This is a genomic window from Streptomyces sp. 12E, from assembly GCF_055633275.1.
Window position 1 is genome coordinate 2,221,844 of record NZ_JBVNCJ010000001.1, and the last position, 18,054, is coordinate 2,239,897.

An 18,054-nucleotide genomic window follows, 5' to 3' on the forward strand; every position below is an offset into this window, starting at 1 on the left:
GTAGTAAACGGGACCTTTGCGGACAATTACGGGATTTGCTTCTGTGGAGCGGTCGCCAGGCGCCGACGTACCCCACGGGTCGCGGCGCCGACGCACGTCCCCGCCGCCCACGGCGTCCGGCACCGCGTGACGCGACCTTCCCGCCTCCGACCGAAAGGCCGCCTGTGTCCGCCGCTTCCCTCCTCCGCACCGTCGCCACCCCGAAGAAGACCCTCGCCGGCGCCGCCCTGGCCGCCGCCGCCTGCGGCACCCTGATCGCCGCCGCGCCCGCCCAGGCCGCGACCACGACGAGCGCCTCCTCCGCCCGGGCGACCGCGCAGAAGATGATCGGCGACCCGGCCGAGTTCCAGTGCTTCTCGAACATCGTCCAGCACGAGAGCAGCTGGAACCACACCGCCACCAACGCCTCCAGCGGCGCCTACGGGCTGGTCCAGGCCCTGCCCGCCTCCAAGATGGCCTCGGCAGGCGCCGACTGGAAGACCAACCCCGCCACCCAGATCAAGTGGGGCCTGGACTACATGAAGGACCGCTACGGCAGCGCCTGCGGCGCCTGGTCCTTCTGGCAGTCCAACAACTGGTACTGACAGCCCCGCACCCCCCGTACCGAGGGCGGCGGCCCCACGATCCCCGGGGCCGCCGCCCTCGTCTTCCGTCCTCAGTGCTCGCAGAGGGAGAATTCCCGCTCGTAGAGCTGCTGGTTGTGTTCGTCGACGAAGAACTTGCGTTCCCGCATGAGTTGTTCGCGGTACTCCTCGGCCTGTTCGCGCGTCATGGTCGAGGTGTCGGACCACGGTTGCTGCGGTGGCACGTCGGAGGTCGAGACGATCCTTTCCGACGGGTCGACCAGGAAGAACGCGAGGATCTTGCGGTGTCCCGGGCGGGTGGGGTCCGCGAGGCGGAACGAGCCGACGCGGTGCTGCAGGACGTTCGGGAACGCCAGGCAGCGGCCCGCCGGGGTCGACGCCGACCCCAGCAGCTGGTTCAGCGCGTCCTCGTCCTCCAGGCCGTAGACCTCGCGCAGGCCGTCGTCGTCGTTCTGCTCGTAGTCCGGGTCGTCGAGCGCCGCCCGGAAGCTCAGCCGGCTTTCGGTGATGTTCTCGCTGTCCCAGTAGTAGATGCCGGTCGAGACGATCCGCTCGTTCAGCATTCCCTCGACGTGCCAGGAGCCGCCCGCGTATTCGGGCTTGTCCGGGGTGAGGTGGATGGTGGCGAGCTTGACGATGACCTGGAGACGGCGGCCGCGCAGATCGACCCGGTCGGACGCGTCGGGCGACTCGGGCGGGGTGAAGGCCGGGGCGTCCGGTATGACCGGGCGGCGGTTCTCCCACCAGTCGTCCAGGGCCTGTTCCCATGCCCGGCGGGCTTCTGCGTAGGCCTCCTCGTCACGGTAGGCGGACTTGTCCGGATGCTCCGGCTCCGAGTCGTACCAGCCGTAGGGATCGGCCTCGATCCGCGGGGGCCTCGGACGGCGCAGGTCGGTGAGCACGTTCTCCAGCAGCGGGCGGAAGCGCGCGAACACCTCCGGCAGGACGGAGGCCAGTTCGCGATGGGTCTCGGGGTGGAGGTTGTTGACGTACGAGCGGAAGGTGACGTCTCCGTCGTCGCTGACGTCGACGTCCGTGGGCAGCCACTGGGACTTCTCCGAGAACTCGTACCTCGCGTACTGGTTCGCCGGGTTCCGCCAAGCCCGCTCGGGCTCCCCGCTCACCCCTCTCACCAGGCAGAACAGTGAGGGATGGACCAGGTCCAGCACCTGGCCGCCGGATCCGGGATGCCAGTCCCTCTCCGCTTCGGGGACCTGTTCCAGAACCCGGACCGCCTCGCGCAGCCGGGCTCCGAGCTCGTCGTCGACCAGGGTGTCCGACTGCCACACCCCGTCGACGGCGGACACCTCGACGCCGGTCCGCGCGTCCCGCAGCGCGGCGTAGTGACGGAGTTCGTCGAGCACGTAACGCACCTGCGCCTCGGTGAGCCCCTGGGCGAGCGCTTCCCGCGTCCACCTGGCGACGACGTCGGCGTCGTTCATCTTGTCGAACCATCCCGGCTTCGCCCGGATGTGCGCGCTGCACCGCATCATCTCGAGTTCCCGCAGCGTCCGGGGCGTCGCGAACGCCGGGGAACGGGACGTGTGGAAGGGCAGCGGGAAAGCGGACAGGCCGGTCACTTCTCTGGATCCTCACGGTCGGTGTGCGGTGGCGGGAACGATACGTCAGCCGACCGACACCGCAGCCGTGGCCGCGTGCGGTCCGGTTCGCGCCCGTCCGGGGCCGGGGAGCACGAGAGCCCCGCCGGCGGACACCCCCGCCCCGTCCCCGCTCCCCGCCTCGCCCTGTCAGCCCGCAGTACGGTCCTTCACCGGCGCCGACGGCTCGTCACCGGGCTCGGCCGTAGGGGCGCGCGGGCCCCGGAGCAGGTACGTCAGGCCGAAACCGGCGCCGACGACGAGTGCGCCGCCGACCGCGTCCAGGATCCAGTGGTTGCCGGTGGCGACGATCGCGGAGGCCGTGAACAGGGGGTGCGCCATGCCCAGCGCCTTCGTCCACCCCCTCGGTGCGATGACCGCGATCACCAGTCCGCACCACAGGGACCAGCCGAAGTGCAGCGACGGCATCGCCGCGTACTGGTTGGTGAGGTGGGTGAGCGCGCCGTAGTCGGGCCGGGAGAAGTCCTGCACGCCGTGGACCGTGTCGATGACGCCGAGGCCCGGCATGAGACGGGGCGGGGCGAGCGGGTAGAGCCAGAAGCCGGCCAGGGCGAGGAGGGTGGTGAAGCCGAGGGCCGAGCGGGCCCAGCGGTAGTCGCCGGGGCGGCGCCAGTACAGCAGGCCCAGCACGGTCAGCGGGACGGCGAAGTGGAACGACAGGTAGTAGAAGTCGAAGGACTCCCGCAGCCAGCCGATCTCCGCCACGGCGTGGTTGACGGCCCGCTCGACGTCCAGGTGGAGCAGGCGTTCGAGGTCGAGGATCTGCTGTCCGTGTTCCTCGGCGCGGACGCGGCCCGCCGCGTCGCCGCCGCCGGTCGCGGCGAGGCGGACCCGGGCGTACGCGGCGTAGGCGACGCGGATCAGCAGGAGCTCGAGCAGGAGGTTCGGGCGCACGAGCACCCGGCGCGGCAGCGGGACGGACGCGAAGCGGGCCGGGACGGGCGGGGCGTACCGGGTCGGGACCGGCGCGTGGAAGTACGGCGAGCCGCGGGAGAGGAAGGGGAGCGCGGTGGCGGCGGCCAGGGCTACCAGCAGGACGGCGTTGTCGCGCAACGGGTACAGGAACGCCACGTTCGGCAGTGTCGTCGTCGTCGGCAGCGTCATCACCAGGACGACGGCGACGGGCCACACCGGGCGGTCGCGGGCGTGCCCGCCCACCCGGCCGACGGCGGTGAGCAGCACCCACAGCAGCTGGTGCTGCCAGGCGGTGGGGGAGACGGCGAGGGCGGCGCAGCCGGTGACGGCGACCGCGAGCAGGAGCTGGCCGTCGTGGGCGTAGCGGACGGCGCGGCGCAGGGCGAGGGTCACGACCGCGGCGCCGAGCAGCAGGAAGAGGCCGGTCTCCGGCGGACCCTCGAGGCCGAGCCGGAGCAGGGCGCCGTGCAGGGACTGGTTGGCCAGGGCGTCGGCGGGGCCGCCGACGCCGCTGCCCGCCAGGTGGTGCACCCAGTGGGTGCGGGAGTCGTGCGGCATCGTGGCCCAGGCGAGCGCGGTGGCCGTGGCGAAGGTGACGCCCGTGGCGGCGGCGGCCCGGCGGCGGCCGGTGAACCACAGCAGCGGCGCGAAGAGGAGGAGGGCGGGCTGGAGGGCGGCGGCGACGCCGATCAGTGCGCCGCCGGCGCGCCGGCCGCGGACGACGAAGCAGCCCAGCAGGACGAGCAGGACCGGGATGACGCCGGTCTGGCCGAGCCGGAGGGTGGTGCGCACCGGCAGGGACAGCATGAGCAGGCCGACGGCGACGGGCCCGGCGAGGATCGCGGTGCGGCGGCCGACCGGCCGGGGCAGGGCGCGGGCGGCGATCAGCCCGAGGGCGACGACCAGCAGCAGGGTGCCGAAGGTCCAGCCCCAGCCGAGGGCCTCTTCCGCCGAACGGGTGAGGGGTGTGAGGACGAGCCCGCTGAAAGGGGTGCCGGTGTACTCGTCGGCGTCGTGGAGGGAGCCACGGACGTACGGCACGCCCTCGCGGTCCGCCCAGGTCTCCAGGTCGGTCAGACGTTCCCCGGGTGACGTGGTGAGGACGACGGTGACCTGTCGTACGGCGAGGACGGCGGCGAGCGTCCAGAGGCCGAGGCGCGCCATGCGCAGCCGTGCCCGGGCGCCGTCGGCGACCGCCGCCCCGCAGGCCTTTGCCGGACGTCCGCCGCGGTCCGCGTTCCTCACCCTCGTCGGCCTCCCACCTCGCCCGCGTCACGCTGGGCGATCATGCGATCTCTCTGCGTGAGGAGCATAGGGTTCGCGACCCCGGACGGGGCGCAGGCGGCCCCCACCCCGCCCGGCGGGCCCGCGCCTTCCGCCCGAACGGCGAGGGATCACCGGGGTCGCCGTCGCCCGCGAGGGACGCGAGAAGGGTCACACCGGACGGTCGGCCGAAGCCCTCGGGGGCGGCGCCGCGTGCCTGTACACCCCCCATTTAGATGCAGCATGCATCTAAGTCCGTACCGCCCGTAACGGCACCAACGGCGCCTATCGTCGTTTCCTTCGGTCCGCCGACAGCGCCGCCGCGCGGCCCCGTCCCTGTTCCCGACGAAAGGTAGGCGAGCGAAGTTTTGGCCACCGTCACGGTCACCGCTCCCCCGTCCACGCGGAAGGTCTCGTCGAAGTCCGGCGCCGCACCCGCCCCCACCGTCACCGACCCCGCGCTCGTCCGGCGCGCCGTGAAGGCGGCGGCGCTCGGCAACGCGATGGAATGGTTCGACTTCGGTGTCTACAGCTACATCGCGGTCACGCTGGGCAAGGTCTTCTTCCCCTCGGGCGACCCCACCGCCCAGTTGCTGTCCACGTTCGGCGCCTTCGCCGCGGCCTTCCTGGTCCGCCCGCTCGGCGGCCTGGTCTTCGGCCCGCTCGGCGACCGCGTGGGACGGCAGAAGGTCCTCGCCCTCACGATGATCATGATGGCGGCGGGCACCTTCGCCATCGGCCTCATCCCGTCCTACGCCGCGATCGGCGTGGGCGCCCCGATCCTGCTGCTGGCGGCCCGTCTGGTGCAGGGCTTCTCCACCGGCGGCGAGTACGCCGGCGCGTCCACCTTCATCGCCGAGTACGCCCCCGACAAGCGGCGCGGCTTCCTCGGCAGCTGGCTGGAGTTCGGCACCCTCGCCGGATACATCGGCGGCGCGGGCCTGGTCACCCTGATGACCGCGCTGCTGTCGTCGGAGGACCTGCTGTCGTGGGGCTGGCGCATCCCGTTCCTGATCGCGGGCCCGATGGGCGTCATCGGCCTCTACCTGCGGATGCGCCTGGAGGAGACCCCGGCGTTCGCGGCCGAGGTCGCCAAGGCCGAGAACGAGCGCCCGAAGGTGCCGCTGCGGGAGATGGTCACCGGTCAGTGGCGCGCCCTGCTGCTGTGCGTGGGCCTGGTGCTGGTCTTCAACGTCACCGACTACATGCTGCTGTCGTACATGCCGAGCTACCTCACCAGCGAGCTGGGCTACGACGCCGCGCACGGCCTGGTCGTCGTGCTCGGCGTGATGGTGCTGATGATGATCGTCCAGCCGTTCGCCGGCGCGCTGACCGACCGGGTCGGCCGCCGTCCGGTGATCGCGGCCGGCTGCGCCGGGTTCCTGGTGCTGTCGGTTCCCGCGCTGCTGCTGATCCGCGACGGCGGTCTGCTCGCGGTCGCCGCCGGCCTGGGCGCGCTCGGCCTGCTGCTGGTCTGCTTCACCGCGGCCATGCCGTCCGCGCTGCCCGCGCTGTTCCCGACCCGGGTGCGCTACGGCTCGCTGTCGATCGGCTTCAACGTCTCGGTGTCCCTGTTCGGCGGCACCACCCCGCTGGTGGTCACGGCCCTGATCGGCGCGACCGGCGACATGATGATGCCCGCCTACTACATGATGGCGGCGGCCGTGATCGGCGGTTTCGCGGTGTGGCGCATGGCCGAGTCGGCGGGCCGCCCGCTGCCGGGTTCGGCGCCGTCGCTGGAGGCCGGGACGGCCGGGACACCCCGGGAGAGCGCCTGACGGGGAGGGGGACACGGCGTATCTTCGTCAGCGGCACCGGTGGGACAGGCCGACCAGCCGTACGGAAGGTACAGGCGCATGAGCGAGTCGCAGCTCTGGCACGAGGTGGACGACTACTTCACCGGCCGCCTCCTGCCCGACGGCCCCGACGACGCCCTGGCCGCCGCCCTGCGCGACAGCGACGCCGCCGGCCTCCCGCCGATCGCCGTCTCCCCCCTGCAGGGCAAGCTGCTCCAGCTCCTCGCCCAGGTGCAGGGAGCCAGGAACATCCTGGAGATCGGCACGCTCGGCGGCTACAGCACCATCTGGCTGGGCCGCGCCCTGCCCGCCGACGGGCGGCTGGTCTCCCTGGAGTACGACCCCGGGCACGCCGAGGTCGCCGTCCGCAACATCGCCCGCGCGGGCCTCGACCGGCAGGTCGAGGTGCGGGTGGGCGCGGCGCTGGACTCGCTGCCCGAACTGGCCGACGAGAACCCGCCCCCGTTCGACCTGGTCTTCATCGACGCCGACAAGGCGAACAACCCGCGTTACATGGAGTGGGCGCTCCGGCTGACCAGTGCGGGCAGCCTGATCGTCCTCGACAACGTGGTGCGCGGCGGCCGGGTGGCCGACCCGGACGACACCGACCCGGACGTGCTGGGCACCCGCGCCGCCCTCGACCTGATCGGCAGCCACCCCCGGCTGAGCGGCACGGCGCTCCAGACGGTCGGCGCCAAGGACTACGACGGCTTCGCGCTGGCCCGGGTGCTGGCGTGACGCCGGGGTCTCAGACCTCGTGGTAGAAACCCACGTTGACGCTGCGCGGGGCGGAGCGGTCCTGGATGACGACCTCGCCGCTGCCGCCCCGGGGCAGCGTCACGGTGCCGCCGTAGGCGACCGGCCGGGCGTGCCCGCCGACGGTCAGCCGCACCTCGGAGGACGGCTCGGGCAGGGAGCCGCGCAGCCAGGTCAGCTGCCAGGAGCCGTCCGGCGCGCACTGGAACTCCAGGTGGACCCGCGAGACGAACAGCCAGTCGTCCGGCGTCGAGAGCCGGCACAGGGACGCGTCCCGGCCCACCCGCAGCACGGCGCCCGGCTCGCTGGGCGCGTCGGCCATGAGCATGCCGGCCGTGGCGCCCGCTTCCGCCGCGGACACCGCGGCCATGGTGAGTTCGAGCACGTGGGCTCCTCCTGAGACGTCCTGACGGACCGGAGGTGCCCGGCCCGGCTGCCGCCGAATGATAAAACGCCCGGCTCCACGGCGTCCGGCACAATGGCCTCATGACCGAGCGAAAGCCACCCGGCGTCGACTTCGAGTCCTGGGTCGACAAGCAGATCCGTGATGCCGAGGCCCGCGGCGAGTTCGAGCAACTGGCGGGGGCGGGCAAGCCGCTCCCCCGCGAGGTCGAGACCACCTACGACGAAATGTGGTGGGTCAAGCGGAAGATGGCCCGCGAGGGCTTCTCGGTGCTGCCGCCGACGCTGGCCCTGCGCAAGGAGGCCGAGGACGCTCTGGAGGCGGCCCTCGCGGCGCCCTCGGAGCGGATCGCGCGGAAGATCCTCACGGAGATCAACGCGAAGATCAGCGACATGATGTTCAAGCCGCCGCCCGGCCCCCCGCTGGGCAAGAAGCCGTACGACGTCGAGGACGTCGTACGGCAGTGGCGGGAGCGCCGGGCGGCGGGCGGGTCGGACGGCTCAGGCGCGTAGCAGCCGTTCCGCCAGTTCGCGGTAGTCCCGCAGGGCGAGCCGCAGCTGCTCGGTGTCGGTGGCCGCCACGGCCTCGCCCTCGTCGGCCCCGCCGTCCTGCCAGGACCGCCGCAGGGCGCGGCGCCGCTCGGTCACCGCCTCCGTGAAGCGCTCGGTGAGCTCCTCCAGGGCGCGGTCGGCCTCCCGCACGGCGTCCCGCGGCGCGTCGACGAACCCGGCCACGGCGTGCTGCAACCGCGCCGTGAGCTTGTCGGTGTCGTCGAGCCGGAGGAGGCGGGCTCCGGAGTTCCGGTCGCCGTCGTGGTGCGTGCCCGTACCGGTGTGCGCACCGGTACCGGCAGGGTTCCGGTCGCCGTCGTGGTGCATGCCCGTACCGGTGTGCGCACCGGTACCGGCAGGGTTCCGGTCGCCGTCGTGGTGCATGCCCGTACCGGTGTGCGCACCGGTACCGGCGGGGACGGTCCCGCCGGGCCGCGGGTGCGCGGCGACCAGGGGGCTCTCGCCGTCGGAGGCCGGGGCGGTGCGGCCGGCCTCCTCACGGGTGCCGAAGGCGCGGGCGCCCGGGTCCGGGGCGTCGCTCCGGACGCCGGGGGTGGTGCGGTGCCCCTCGACGGGCGGGACGTCGCCGGGACGTCGGGTGGCGTCGGTCATCGTTCAGCTCTCCTTCGCCTGGTGCCGGTGGAACAACGACGGTGTGTGCCGGCCGCGGCCGGCCGCCGGGGACGTACGGCCGGCTTCCGCACCCGTGCGGTGGTGTCCGGTCTCGTGCCGGGACGGCCGCACCAGTTCCTCGAACAGCGCGCGGGCCCCGACGAGGGCCTCGCGCATCTCCTCGGTGCCCGCGCCGCCGTCGTGCGCGCCGGCCTGCGCCACCCGGTGCACGCGCCGGTAGCCCTCGACGTGGTGGGCGTGGTGCACGGACAGCGCGGCGAGCTGGTCCTCGTAGTGCCCGTCGGCGGGGAAGCCCCGCGCGGCGGCGAGTTCGGCGATCAGCCGGTCCGCCTCGGCGACCGCGTCCCGCGGCGCGTCGACGAACCGCTCCTGGACCGCCGTCCAGCGCACCTCGTACCTCTCCCGCTCGGCGGGCTCCAGCGACCGTACGCGCAGGTCGCCGTGGCGCTCCACGCGCTCGGCGAGCTCCCGCTCGGCCGCCTTGGCGTCCCCGTCGTGCCGGGCGACGGCACGGTCGTACTCGGGTCCGAAGCGCCGCTTCAGACCGGCGCCGTGCCGCGGGCCGCGGGCGCGCGACACCAGTACGGCCGCGACGACGGCGACCGCGACGATCACGATCAACGCAATGATCAGGCCAGTGGACATGAATGCCTTCCGGGTTCTCGGCCAGGCCGGCACTCCTCTCGAGCCGGTCAATCCTCCGGGTTGCCCGAAGGTTCGCGCACAAACGGTTCGGGACCGTCACGGTCCGCCACCGCCCGGCCGCTTGCGCGTCCGTCGGGGGGCCCGCCGAGAATGGCGGGCATGGCCTGGACCGTAGCCCCGGAACCGTACGACTCCCCCGTCGCCGCCGCGCTGTGGCGGGCGTACTACACGGAGGTCAGCGACCGCTGGTACCTGCGGCACGAGGGGCGGCGGACCGATCCCGGGGAGCTGGAGCGGGGGATCGCCGCCGTGTCGGGGGCCGACCTCGCGCCGCCGGAGGGCCTGCTGCTGGTCGCGCGGTACGCGGGTGAGCCGGCCGGCAGCGCGGGCGTCCGGCTGCCGGCCGGCGCGTCCGCCGAACTGACCCGGGTGTTCCTGTACGAGGGCGTGCGCGGCAGGGGCGGTGCGGCGCTGCTGGTGCGGGCCGCCGAGGGCGCGGCCCGTGCCTCGGGCGCCACCCGGATGGTCCTGGACACGCGCGGGGACCTCGTCGAGGCCCGGGCGCTGTACGCCCGGCTCGGCTACACGGAGACCGGACCGCACAACACCGACCCGTACGCCGAGCACTGGTTCGCCAAGGAGCTGGGCTGAGGGAGGCGCGTCAGCCGGCCCGCGCCACGGGGCGCTCGTCGTGCGGGCGTTCGCCCCGGGAGCCGCACAGCTCGTCGTTCAGTTCGTGCACCAGCCGCACCAGGTCGGTCGGGCGGTCCGGCCCCCACCAGTCGCCGAGCAGCTCGGCCAGCGACTCCTCGCGGGCCCGCGCCAGCCGCTCCGTCACCTCGCGTCCCTCGCCGGTGAGCACCATGTCGAGCCCCTGGCGCACGGCGAGGTGCCGGATCTCGGCCTGGCGGGCGGCCTCGAGGACGACGTTCAGCGGGATCGGGCTGCGTTCGGCGAGCCGGGCCGGTTCCACCGAGCCGTGTTTCCTGATGCGCAGCAGCAGCCAGCTCGTCGCGGGCAGCAGGTCGTAGCCCGCGCGGTCGGTGATCCTCCGGTAGATCTCGCGGCGGCCCTCGCGGGTGCCGAGCACCGACAGCGCGCGGCACACCTCGTCGTACGAGGACCGCTCCACGGGGTTGCTGGCGAGCGTCTCGGTGACGTCGGGCGCGGTGACCGAGGCGCGCAGCCGGTCCTCCTTGAGGAACCAGGCCAGCGCGAAACCGAGGAGGGCGACGGGTACGGCGTACAGGAAGACGTCGGTGATGGCGGTGGCGTACGCGTCGGTCGCCGGCGGACGCAGGGCCGGCGGCAGGCCGGCGATGCCGCGCGGGTCGGCCTCCAGGGAGTCGGCGGAGACGCCGGGCGGGAGCCGCTGCCCCCGGAAGGCGTCGGTGAGCTCGTGGCCGAGGCGGCTCGCGAAGACGGTGCCGAAGATGGCGACGCCGAACGAGGCGCCGATGGAGCGGAAGAAGGTCGCGCCCGAGGTGGCGACGCCGAGGTCCTCGTAGGGGACGGCGTTCTGCACGATCAGCACCAGGACCTGCATCACCAGGCCGAGTCCGAGGCCGAAGACGAAGAAGAACAGGCTCATCACGGCGGTGGAGCTGTGCGCGTCGAGCCGGTGGAGCAGCAGCAGTCCGAGGGTGGTGACGGCGGTGCCCGCGATCGGGAACACCTTCCAGCGGCCGGTGCGGCTGACGATCTGCCCGGAGCCGGTGGAGGACAGCAGCATGCCGGCCACCATCGGCAGCATGTGCACGCCGGACATGGTCGGGGTGATGCCGTGGACCACCTGGAGGAAGGTCGGCAGGTAGGTCATCGCGCCGAACATGGCGAAGCCGATGATGAAGCTGATCACGGCGGAGAGCGTGAAGGTGCGCACCCGGAACAGCTTCAGCGGCAGCACCGGCTCGGCGGCCCGCCGCTCCACCGCCACGAAGACCACGGCGAGCAGCGCGCCGAGCACCGCGAGCCCGATGATCTGCGGCGAGGCCCAGTCCCAGGTGGTGCCGCCGAGGGAGGCGACCAGGACCAGGCAGGTGGCGACGGAGGCGATGAGGAAGGTGCCGAGGTAGTCGATGACGTGCTTGGTCCGCCGGCGCGGGATGTGCAGCACCGCCGCGATCACGGCGAGCGCGACGACCCCGACGGGCAGGTTGATGTAGAACACCCAGCGCCAGCTCAGGTGCTCGGTGAACAGTCCGCCGAGCAGCGGCCCGAGGACGCTCGTCGTGCCGAACACCGCCCCGAACAGGCCCTGGTAGCGGCCGCGCTCGCGGGGCGGCACGAGGTCGCCGACGATCGCCATCGACAGCACGATCAGCCCGCCGCCGCCCAGTCCCTGGAGCGCGCGGAACGCGATCAGCTGGAACATGTCCTGCGCCGCGCCGCACAGCGCGGAGCCCACCAGGAAGATCACGATGGCGGCCTGGAAGAGCCTCTTGCGCCCGTACTGGTCGCCGAGCTTGCCCCACAGCGGGGTCGCGGCGGTCGAGGCCAGCAGGTACGCGGTGACCACCCAGGACAGGTGCTCCAGACCGCCCAGGTCACTGACGATGGTGGGCAGCGCGGTGGCGACGATGGTCTGGTCGAGGGCGGCGAGCAGCAGACCGAGCAGCAGGGCTCCGATCGAGACCATGACGTTCCCGGACACGTGCTCCCGGCCGGCGTCGCGGCCGGGCGGTCCGGCGCCGGGTGGCGACCCCGTGTTGCCCGCCCTCGGCGCCGTGCGGTGCGCGTCCCCGGCCATGAAGACCTCCACAGATTCCCGGTTCCCCCATCCATCGTGATCGGTGTGACCCGTTATGGCCTGTCGAGTCCTTCCGGAAGTCCAGATTCCGGGGGCGCGCGCACGGGGCCGTGAAGAAGATCTGCATAATCTCTGGAGTTCGCGAGGGGAGGGACGAACACGTGGAACAGCCGAACGGACACCCGTGCCCAGAGTGCGGTGCGCCCAGGAACAGCGACAACACGCCGTCGTGCGCCTGCACCTTGCGTGCGTCCGACGCCCTGCGCGACGCCCGTACGGCGGAGGCCGCCGCCGCGGAGGACTTCGATCCGCTGCACATACGGCCGTACGTCGAGCTGGACGGCGGAACCGGTCCGGGTACGCCGGACGGGGCGGCGGAGGCCTCCGGCACGCCGAAGACCCCCGCGGCGGAACCCGGCGCCCCGGGGGCGGCCGACGAGACCATGGCCCTGCGCGCCGTCCCGCCGGAGGAGGCTCCCGGCGCGGCGGACGCGACGTCCGTCCTCCCGACGCCGTTGGCCCCCGGGACGGCCCGGCCGAGCGCCACCGATCTCCATCTGTTCGACGCCACGCAGCCCCTCGCGGCCGTCCCCGCCGCACCCGGCCCGGCCGAGGCCGACGGGGCCCCGCCGCGCCGGCGCCGCCGCGGGGCGCTGCTCGCGGCCGCCGGGGCCGTGGTCGTCGTGGTGGGGGTGGCGGGGTGGGCGAGCGGGGTGTTCTCCTACGAGACGCCGTCCCGGGACGGCGCGGCGCCGGAGGAGGTCAGGGCGAGCGTTCCGGACGCGTCGTCCGCCGCGCCCTCCGCGGAGCCGACGGCCGGTGCGTCCTCCACCCCGCCGACGTCGTCCGCCTCCCCGTCGAAGTCCCCGTCGGCCAGCGCGAGCGCGTCGGCCTCACCCTCGCCGTCGGCGTCCACCGCCTCGGCGAGCCCGTCGGAGTCCGCCGAACCGCCCTCGACCCCGCCGACCACGCCGCCTGCCGACTCCGCCGAGGACACGGAGGAGGCGGACGGCGACGACACCGGCGGCCCGGTGCTGCGCCGCGGCGACCGCGGCTCGGAGGTCGAGGAACTCCAGCAGCGCCTGCGCCAGCTGTACCTCTACAACGACGACGTCAACGGCCAGTTCAACCGCCGGGTGGAGGAGTCCCTGCGCAACTACCAGTGGTCCCGGGGCCTCCAGGCCGAACTGAGCGTGTACGGACCGGAGACGCGGGCCCGCCTGGAGGCGGAGACCCAGGAGCCTTGAGCCCCCGGCCCGAGGATCGGGGATCGGGGATTCCGTCCCGGCCGGCCCTTTTCGGGGGCTTGCCGAAGTCCTCCGGGTCCGGGGGCCGGGCAGGCCGCGACCGGCCGGGCGCCACGCCCCGGGCCGCACGGCGGCCGCGGCGGGCCGGGCGGGCGCGGACCGCGGCGCCGGGCGTCCGGGAGCCGCACGGACCGGGGGCTCCCGCGGGCTACTCCGTGATGTGCAGCCGGATCACGCCGTCGGCCGCGGCCTCCACCCGCACCCGGGTCAGGTCCCGTACGAGCACGTCCGGGTCGTGGAGGCCGGCCCGGGGGCCGATGCCCACGACCCGCATCCCGGCCGCCCTGCCCGCGGCGACGCCCGCGCCGGAGTCCTCGAAGACCACGCAGTCGGCCGGGGCGACGCCCAGTTCCGCCGCGCCCTTCAGGAAGCCCTCGGGGTCGGGCTTGCTCGCGCCGACGGACTCCGCCGTCACCCGCACGTCGGGCTGCTCCAGCCCGGCGGCGGCCATCCGCGCCGTCGACAGGGCGACGTCGGCGGAGGTCACGAGCGCGTGCGGCAGCCCCTTCAGGGAGGCGAGGAACGCGCGGGCGCCCGGTATCTCGACGACGCCTTCGGTGTCCGCGGTCTCCTCGGCGAGCATGCGGGCGTTGTCGGCGTGGTTCTGCTCCATCGGGCGGCCGGGCAGCAGCAGGGCCATCGACGCGTACCCCTGGCGCCCGTGCACGACCTTCATGACCTCGTCGCCGTCGAGCCCGTTCCGGTCGGCCCAGCGCCGCCAGACGCGTTCGACGGAGGCGTCCGAGTTGACGAGGGTGCCGTCCATGTCCAGCAGGAGGGCGCGGGCGGTGAGCACGGTGGTGGCCGTCATCGGCAGCTCCAAGGCGCGGAGGTGAGGGCTCCGGGCGGTGGCCCGGGAGGCAGAGTGACCCCGCCCGCCGGTCAGGGGAAACGGGCGGGGGTCACTTTGTTCATCCACGGTACAAAACAAACCCGGCACCCCGCCACCTCCTTCACCGACCGTTCACCGACGCTTCGGTCCGCCGTCGCCGCGCGGGGCCCGTGCGGCGGGCGTCACCCGGTGACCGCCTCCCACAGGCTCCACACGCCCGGACCCCGCATCGGCAGCGCCGCGATCTGCGTGATCAGCGCGAGCGGGACCCGCTTCACCAGCGCCTTCCCGCCGGCGATGCCGGGCCCGGCCACCGACCACAGCGCGAGCACCGCGCCCAGGCCGACGGGGAGCGGGTCGTCGTAGCGGGCGGCGAGGTCGGCCGTCATGATCTGCGTCGGATCGCCGAACTCGGCGACCAGGATCAGTGTGAACCCGGCCCCGGAGACCTTCCGGAAGGCCTGGTTCTCCGGCTTGCGGACCTCCTCCTCGTCCTCGCCCTTCTTCACCAGCGGCACCGCCGCGCCGCCCAGGAAGAGCACGTCCGCGATCGCGTGCACGATCTGCTGCGGCAGCAGCGTGAGCACGCTGCCGGCCGTCGTGCGCGGAAGCTTCACACCCGAACCATAGACGTGTCATGTACGCGTCATTAACTTCTTACCGGATCCACCCCTCCCGGCAACGCGGCGTGGCGAGCATCCCCCTGCCCGCACGCCGACAACCCCATCCCCCAAGGGAGTTCGCATGTCGAAGTTCTACGCGCGTCGACGGATCAGCACGGTCGCGGCGTTCACCGGACTCATAGCCTCCGCCGGCCTGTTCAACGGTTCGGCCGCCTCCGCCGCCCTGCCCACCCCGGTCAGCGCCGCCACCGCCCGCGGCTACCTCGCCACCCTCACGGTCGCCACCGAGAACCGCACCGGCTACGACCGCGACCTCTTCCCGCACTGGATCACGCAGTCCGGCTCCTGCAACACCCGCGAGACCGTCCTCAAGCGCGACGGCTCGGGCGTCGTCACCGACTCCTCCTGTGCCGCCACCGCCGGCAGCTGGTACTCCCCGTACGACGGCGCCACCTGGTCCGCCGCCTCCGACGTCGACATCGACCATCTCGTCCCGCTCGCCGAGGCCTGGGACTCCGGCGCCCGCTCCTGGAGCACCTCGCGACGCCAGGCCTTCGCCAACGACCTGACCCGCCCGCAGCTCCTCGCCGTCACGGACAACGTCAACCAGGCCAAGGGCGACCAGGACCCGGCCACCTGGATGCCGTCGCGCACGGCCTACCGCTGCACCTACGTCCGCGCCTGGGTCCAGGTGAAGTACTACTACGGCCTGTCGGTCGACTCCGCCGAGAAGTCCGCCCTGCAGAGCCACCTCGCGGGCTGCTGAGAGGAATTACCGGGCGCACAAATCTCGCCGACCGCCTCCGTCGCTGCGTACCGTACGGAGCGACGGAGGAAGGGGTCACCATGGCCGGACTGCGGCTCGGACCACTGCTGAGGTACATCGACGGCTCGTCCGCCACCCTCTGGGTCGAGACCGCCGCTCCGGGCACCGTGGAGGTGCGCTGCGCGGACGGGACCGGCGGGACGGCCGGCACCTTCCGGATCGCGGGCCACCATTACGCGCTCGTCCACGTCACCGGTCTCACACCGGGGACGGCCACCCCGTACGAGGTCTTCCTGGACGACGTCCGGGTGTGGCCGCTGGCCGAGGACCCGTTCCCGTCGCTCCCGCCGTCCGTCATCCCCACCCCCGGCCCGGACGACCGTACGCGCGTCTCGTTCGGCTCCTGCCGCTGGGCGTCCCCGCCCACCGGGGAGCCCGACCCGGTCGGCCCCGACGCCCTGGACGCCCTGGCGAAACGCATCGCCGCCGACCCGGACGGCGAACGGCCCGACGTCCTGTTGCTCCTCGGCGACCAGGTGTACGCCGACGAGACCTCCGACGCCACGCGCGAGTGGCTCGCCGCCCGCCGCGATCTGGACGACCCCCCGGGCAGCCAGGTGGCGGACTACGAGGAGTACACCCACCTCTACTACGAGTCCTGGCTCGACCCGCAGGTGCGCTGGCTGCTGTCCACCGTGCCCACCTGCATGATCTTCGACGACCACGACGTGATCGACGACTGGAACACCTCCGCCTCCTGGGTCGCCGACATGCGGGACACGTCGTGGTGGCGGGAGCGGATCCTCAGCGGCCTGATGTCGTACTGGGTGTACCAGCACCTGGGCAACCTCTCCCCCGCCGAGGTCGGGGCCGACCCGCTGTACGCGTCCGTCCGGGCGGCCGACGACGGCACCGAGGCGCTGCGCGCCTTCGCCTCCCGGGCCGAGGCGGACGCGACCAGTGTGCGCTGGAGCTACCGGCGCGACTTCGGCCGGGTGCGCCTGGTGATGGTGGACAGCCGCGCGGCCCGCGTCCTGGAGGAGGGCCGGCGCTCCATGCTCGACCGGACCGAGGCCGACTGGCTGCGCGAACAGGCCCTCGACGGGCGCGGCTCCTACGACCACCTGCTCATCGGCACGTCCCTGCCCTGGCTGCTGCCCCACCTGGTGCACGACATCGAGGCCTGGAGCTCCGTGCTGTGCCGGGGCGACAAGGGCGCCCGCTGGGCGCGGCTCGGGGAGAAACTGCGGCGCGCGGCGGACCTGGAGCACTGGGCGGCCTTCCCGGAGTCGTTCGGCGAGCTGGCGGAGCTGATCGCCGAGACCGGCACGGGGCCGGAGGCGCCGGCGACGGTGTGCGTGCTCTCCGGGGACGTCCATCACGCCTACGTCGCCGAACCGGGCTGGCCGGGCGGCGCCGGGCCGGACTCCCGGGTGGTGCAGCTGACCTGCTCCCCCGTCCACAACTCCATCCCGCTGTCGATGAAGCTCGGTTTCCGCTTCGGCTGGAGCGGCGCCGCCCGGCTCCTCGGGCGCGTGTTCGCACGGCACGGCCGGCTCCGCCCGCCGCCGGTCACCTGGCGCAGGACGGGCGGGCCCTGGTTCGGCAATCAGCTCATGACACTGACGACGCAGGGGCGTTCGGCGGTGCTGCGGCTGGAGGACGCGCAGGAGGATGCGGCCGGGACACGGCTCAGGCGCGTGACGGAGACCCGGCTGAGCCGGTGAACCGGAATCTGTGGGCCCGCTGTGCGCTGTGGTGCGGATCCGGTCACACGGTGGGCTGTGACCACGAGGGCGGACACCGCCGTGACCGGCGGGAGCGGGTGCCGGAGCGGTCAAGCGGAGGCTAATTCGTGGCCAAATGTTGAACTTGCAAGTATCTATTGGGGACGCCTAACGTGGGTGGTCGACTCGGTTCCGCCCCCCGGACCGGCCCCACCCGGGGGTCGGCCTGACCGAAGGAGACGCCCCCCATGACCGGACGCCTCAACAGCGCCCAGCCGTATGTCCTGGGCATGTTCCGCATCGTCGTCGGACTGCTCTTCGCCTGCCACGGCGCCGTTTCCCTGCTCGGCCTGCTCGGCGGCGCGGACGGCAACGGCGGCACCGTCGAGACCGGCGCCTGGCCCGGCTGGTACGCGGGCCTGATCGAACTCGTCGGCGGCACCCTGGTCCTGCTCGGCCTCGGCACCCGCGCCGCCGCGTTCGTCTCGTCCGGCGCGATGGCCTACGCGTACTTCAAGGTCCACCAGCCCCAGGCCCTGTGGCCGATAGAGAACAACGGCGAGGGCGCGGCCCTGTACTGCTGGGCCATGTTCCTGCTGGTGTTCACCGGATCCGGAGCCTTCGGCCTGGACCGCCTGTTCACCAGGCACTCGTCGGCGGACGGCGAACGGCGAACGGAGCGGACCCCGGTGGCGGCCTGACCGTCCTCCCCCCACCGGACCGCACGGGCGCCCTTCCCGCACGACGGGGGGAGGGCGCCCTTCCCCTTTGCGCGGGGGAAGAGCGGGGGAACACGGGGCGCCGGACGCGCGAACCCCTCGTGACCTTTCCGTCACTCACCGGGCGTACGCTGTATCGCTGTCATCGGCCACTCCTGCCACTCCT

16 protein-coding genes and 1 pseudogene are annotated in these 18,054 nt (G+C 73.3%); 9 read left to right on the forward strand and 8 right to left on the reverse strand.

What is annotated here, in order from left to right:
- The first annotated feature begins 164 nt into the window (after nucleotides 1–164).
- Nucleotides 165–584, forward strand: coding sequence for an aggregation-promoting factor C-terminal-like domain-containing protein (locus tag ACZ8ZB_RS10455; protein ID WP_470737430.1), 420 nt, complete (start codon nucleotides 165–167; stop codon nucleotides 582–584).
- Between the two features lie 71 nt (nucleotides 585–655).
- On the opposite strand, the gene ACZ8ZB_RS10460 is transcribed toward ACZ8ZB_RS10455, so the two are convergent.
- On the reverse strand, nucleotides 656–2,164 hold the full coding sequence (locus ACZ8ZB_RS10460) for a DUF4246 domain-containing protein (RefSeq protein WP_470737431.1): 1,509 nt from the start codon (nucleotides 2,162–2,164) through the stop codon (nucleotides 656–658).
- Nucleotides 2,165–2,332: 168 nt separating this feature from the next.
- A complete protein-coding gene (locus tag ACZ8ZB_RS10465; RefSeq protein WP_470737432.1) occupies nucleotides 2,333–4,363 on the reverse strand; it encodes a bifunctional glycosyltransferase 87/phosphatase PAP2 family protein in 2,031 nt (676 codons plus the stop codon).
- Between the two features lie 386 nt (nucleotides 4,364–4,749).
- On the opposite strand from ACZ8ZB_RS10465, the gene proP reads away from it, so the two are divergent.
- Both proP and ACZ8ZB_RS10475 read left to right on the forward strand, forming a co-directional pair.
- Nucleotides 4,750–6,159 (forward strand): glycine betaine/L-proline transporter ProP, encoded by a 1,410-nt coding sequence (proP, locus tag ACZ8ZB_RS10470; protein WP_470737433.1) that lies wholly within the window; start codon nucleotides 4,750–4,752, stop codon nucleotides 6,157–6,159.
- 78 nt (nucleotides 6,160–6,237) lie between these two features.
- Nucleotides 6,238–6,915: an O-methyltransferase gene (locus ACZ8ZB_RS10475; RefSeq protein WP_470737434.1), complete on the forward strand. Its 678-nt coding sequence runs from the start codon at nucleotides 6,238–6,240 to the stop codon at nucleotides 6,913–6,915.
- A gap of 10 nt (nucleotides 6,916–6,925) precedes the next feature.
- On the opposite strand, the gene ACZ8ZB_RS10480 is transcribed toward ACZ8ZB_RS10475, so the two are convergent.
- The gene (locus ACZ8ZB_RS10480) at nucleotides 6,926–7,318 is read right to left on the reverse strand and encodes a hypothetical protein (RefSeq protein WP_470737435.1); all 393 of its coding nucleotides are present in this window, start codon (nucleotides 7,316–7,318) and stop codon (nucleotides 6,926–6,928) included.
- Between the two features lie 101 nt (nucleotides 7,319–7,419).
- On the opposite strand from ACZ8ZB_RS10480, the gene ACZ8ZB_RS10485 reads away from it, so the two are divergent.
- Entirely contained in the window at nucleotides 7,420–7,848 is a 429-nt protein-coding gene (locus ACZ8ZB_RS10485; RefSeq protein ID WP_470737436.1) for a DnaJ family domain-containing protein, read from the forward strand.
- On the opposite strand, the gene ACZ8ZB_RS10490 is transcribed toward ACZ8ZB_RS10485, so the two are convergent.
- On the reverse strand, nucleotides 7,837–8,499 hold the full coding sequence (locus ACZ8ZB_RS10490) for a hypothetical protein (RefSeq protein ID WP_470737437.1): 663 nt from the start codon (nucleotides 8,497–8,499) through the stop codon (nucleotides 7,837–7,839). The genes ACZ8ZB_RS10485 and ACZ8ZB_RS10490 overlap by 12 nt on opposite strands.
- Before the next feature lie 3 nt (nucleotides 8,500–8,502).
- Nucleotides 8,503–9,165, reverse strand: coding sequence for a hypothetical protein (locus tag ACZ8ZB_RS10495; RefSeq protein ID WP_470737438.1), 663 nt, complete (start codon nucleotides 9,163–9,165; stop codon nucleotides 8,503–8,505).
- A gap of 159 nt (nucleotides 9,166–9,324) precedes the next feature.
- Here ACZ8ZB_RS10495 and ACZ8ZB_RS10500 point away from each other — a divergent pair, with 159 nt between their 5' ends.
- Complete coding sequence (locus ACZ8ZB_RS10500) at nucleotides 9,325–9,816, forward strand: GNAT family N-acetyltransferase (RefSeq protein ID WP_470737439.1); 492 nt, start codon at nucleotides 9,325–9,327, stop codon at nucleotides 9,814–9,816.
- A gap of 10 nt (nucleotides 9,817–9,826) precedes the next feature.
- On the opposite strand, the gene ACZ8ZB_RS10505 is transcribed toward ACZ8ZB_RS10500, so the two are convergent.
- On the reverse strand, nucleotides 9,827–11,914 hold the full coding sequence (locus ACZ8ZB_RS10505; RefSeq protein WP_470737440.1) for an MDR family MFS transporter: 2,088 nt from the start codon (nucleotides 11,912–11,914) through the stop codon (nucleotides 9,827–9,829).
- Nucleotides 11,915–12,156: 242 nt separating this feature from the next.
- On the opposite strand from ACZ8ZB_RS10505, the gene ACZ8ZB_RS10510 reads away from it, so the two are divergent.
- Nucleotides 12,157–13,161, forward strand: coding sequence for a peptidoglycan-binding domain-containing protein (locus ACZ8ZB_RS10510; RefSeq protein WP_470737441.1), 1,005 nt, complete (start codon nucleotides 12,157–12,159; stop codon nucleotides 13,159–13,161).
- A 208-nt stretch (nucleotides 13,162–13,369) separates the two neighbouring features.
- Here the strand turns inward: ACZ8ZB_RS10510 and ACZ8ZB_RS10515 are convergent, their stop codons facing one another.
- Complete coding sequence (locus tag ACZ8ZB_RS10515; protein ID WP_470741458.1) at nucleotides 13,370–14,038, reverse strand: HAD-IA family hydrolase; 669 nt, start codon at nucleotides 14,036–14,038, stop codon at nucleotides 13,370–13,372.
- 197 nt (nucleotides 14,039–14,235) lie between these two features.
- Nucleotides 14,236–14,649, reverse strand: a pseudogene (locus ACZ8ZB_RS10520) (TMEM165/GDT1 family protein); the annotation flags it as partial.
- Between the two features lie 148 nt (nucleotides 14,650–14,797).
- Between ACZ8ZB_RS10520 and ACZ8ZB_RS10525 the strand changes: the two are divergent.
- The 3 genes from ACZ8ZB_RS10525 (at nucleotide 14,798) to ACZ8ZB_RS10535 (ending at nucleotide 17,870) form a co-directional block, all read left to right on the forward strand.
- Entirely contained in the window at nucleotides 14,798–15,442 is a 645-nt protein-coding gene (locus ACZ8ZB_RS10525) for an HNH endonuclease family protein (RefSeq protein WP_470737442.1), read from the forward strand.
- An 80-nt stretch (nucleotides 15,443–15,522) separates the two neighbouring features.
- Entirely contained in the window at nucleotides 15,523–17,169 is a 1,647-nt protein-coding gene (locus ACZ8ZB_RS10530) for an alkaline phosphatase D family protein (protein WP_470737443.1), read from the forward strand.
- A gap of 248 nt (nucleotides 17,170–17,417) precedes the next feature.
- Nucleotides 17,418–17,870, forward strand: coding sequence for a DoxX family protein (locus ACZ8ZB_RS10535; RefSeq protein ID WP_470737444.1), 453 nt, complete (start codon nucleotides 17,418–17,420; stop codon nucleotides 17,868–17,870).
- The last annotated feature ends 184 nt before the right edge of the window (nucleotides 17,871–18,054 follow it).

What these genes read in the sequence shown, in the direction of transcription:
- ACZ8ZB_RS10475 (WP_470737434.1), top strand. Translation starts at nt 6,238, where the DNA reads ATGAGCGAGTCGCAGCTCTGGCACGAGGTGGACGACTACTTCACCGGC.
- ACZ8ZB_RS10485 (WP_470737436.1), top strand. Translation starts at nt 7,420, where the DNA reads ATGACCGAGCGAAAGCCACCCGGCGTCGACTTCGAGTCCTGGGTCGAC.
- ACZ8ZB_RS10490 (WP_470737437.1), bottom strand. Translation starts at nt 8,499, where the DNA reads ATGACCGACGCCACCCGACGTCCCGGCGACGTCCCGCCCGTCGAGGGG.
- ACZ8ZB_RS10495 (WP_470737438.1), bottom strand. Translation starts at nt 9,165, where the DNA reads ATGTCCACTGGCCTGATCATTGCGTTGATCGTGATCGTCGCGGTCGCC.
- ACZ8ZB_RS10500 (WP_470737439.1), top strand. Translation starts at nt 9,325, where the DNA reads ATGGCCTGGACCGTAGCCCCGGAACCGTACGACTCCCCCGTCGCCGCC.
- ACZ8ZB_RS10505 (WP_470737440.1), bottom strand. Translation starts at nt 11,914, where the DNA reads ATGGCCGGGGACGCGCACCGCACGGCGCCGAGGGCGGGCAACACGGGG.
- ACZ8ZB_RS10525 (WP_470737442.1), top strand. Translation starts at nt 14,798, where the DNA reads ATGTCGAAGTTCTACGCGCGTCGACGGATCAGCACGGTCGCGGCGTTC.
- ACZ8ZB_RS10530 (WP_470737443.1), top strand. Translation starts at nt 15,523, where the DNA reads ATGGCCGGACTGCGGCTCGGACCACTGCTGAGGTACATCGACGGCTCG.
- ACZ8ZB_RS10535 (WP_470737444.1), top strand. Translation starts at nt 17,418, where the DNA reads ATGACCGGACGCCTCAACAGCGCCCAGCCGTATGTCCTGGGCATGTTC.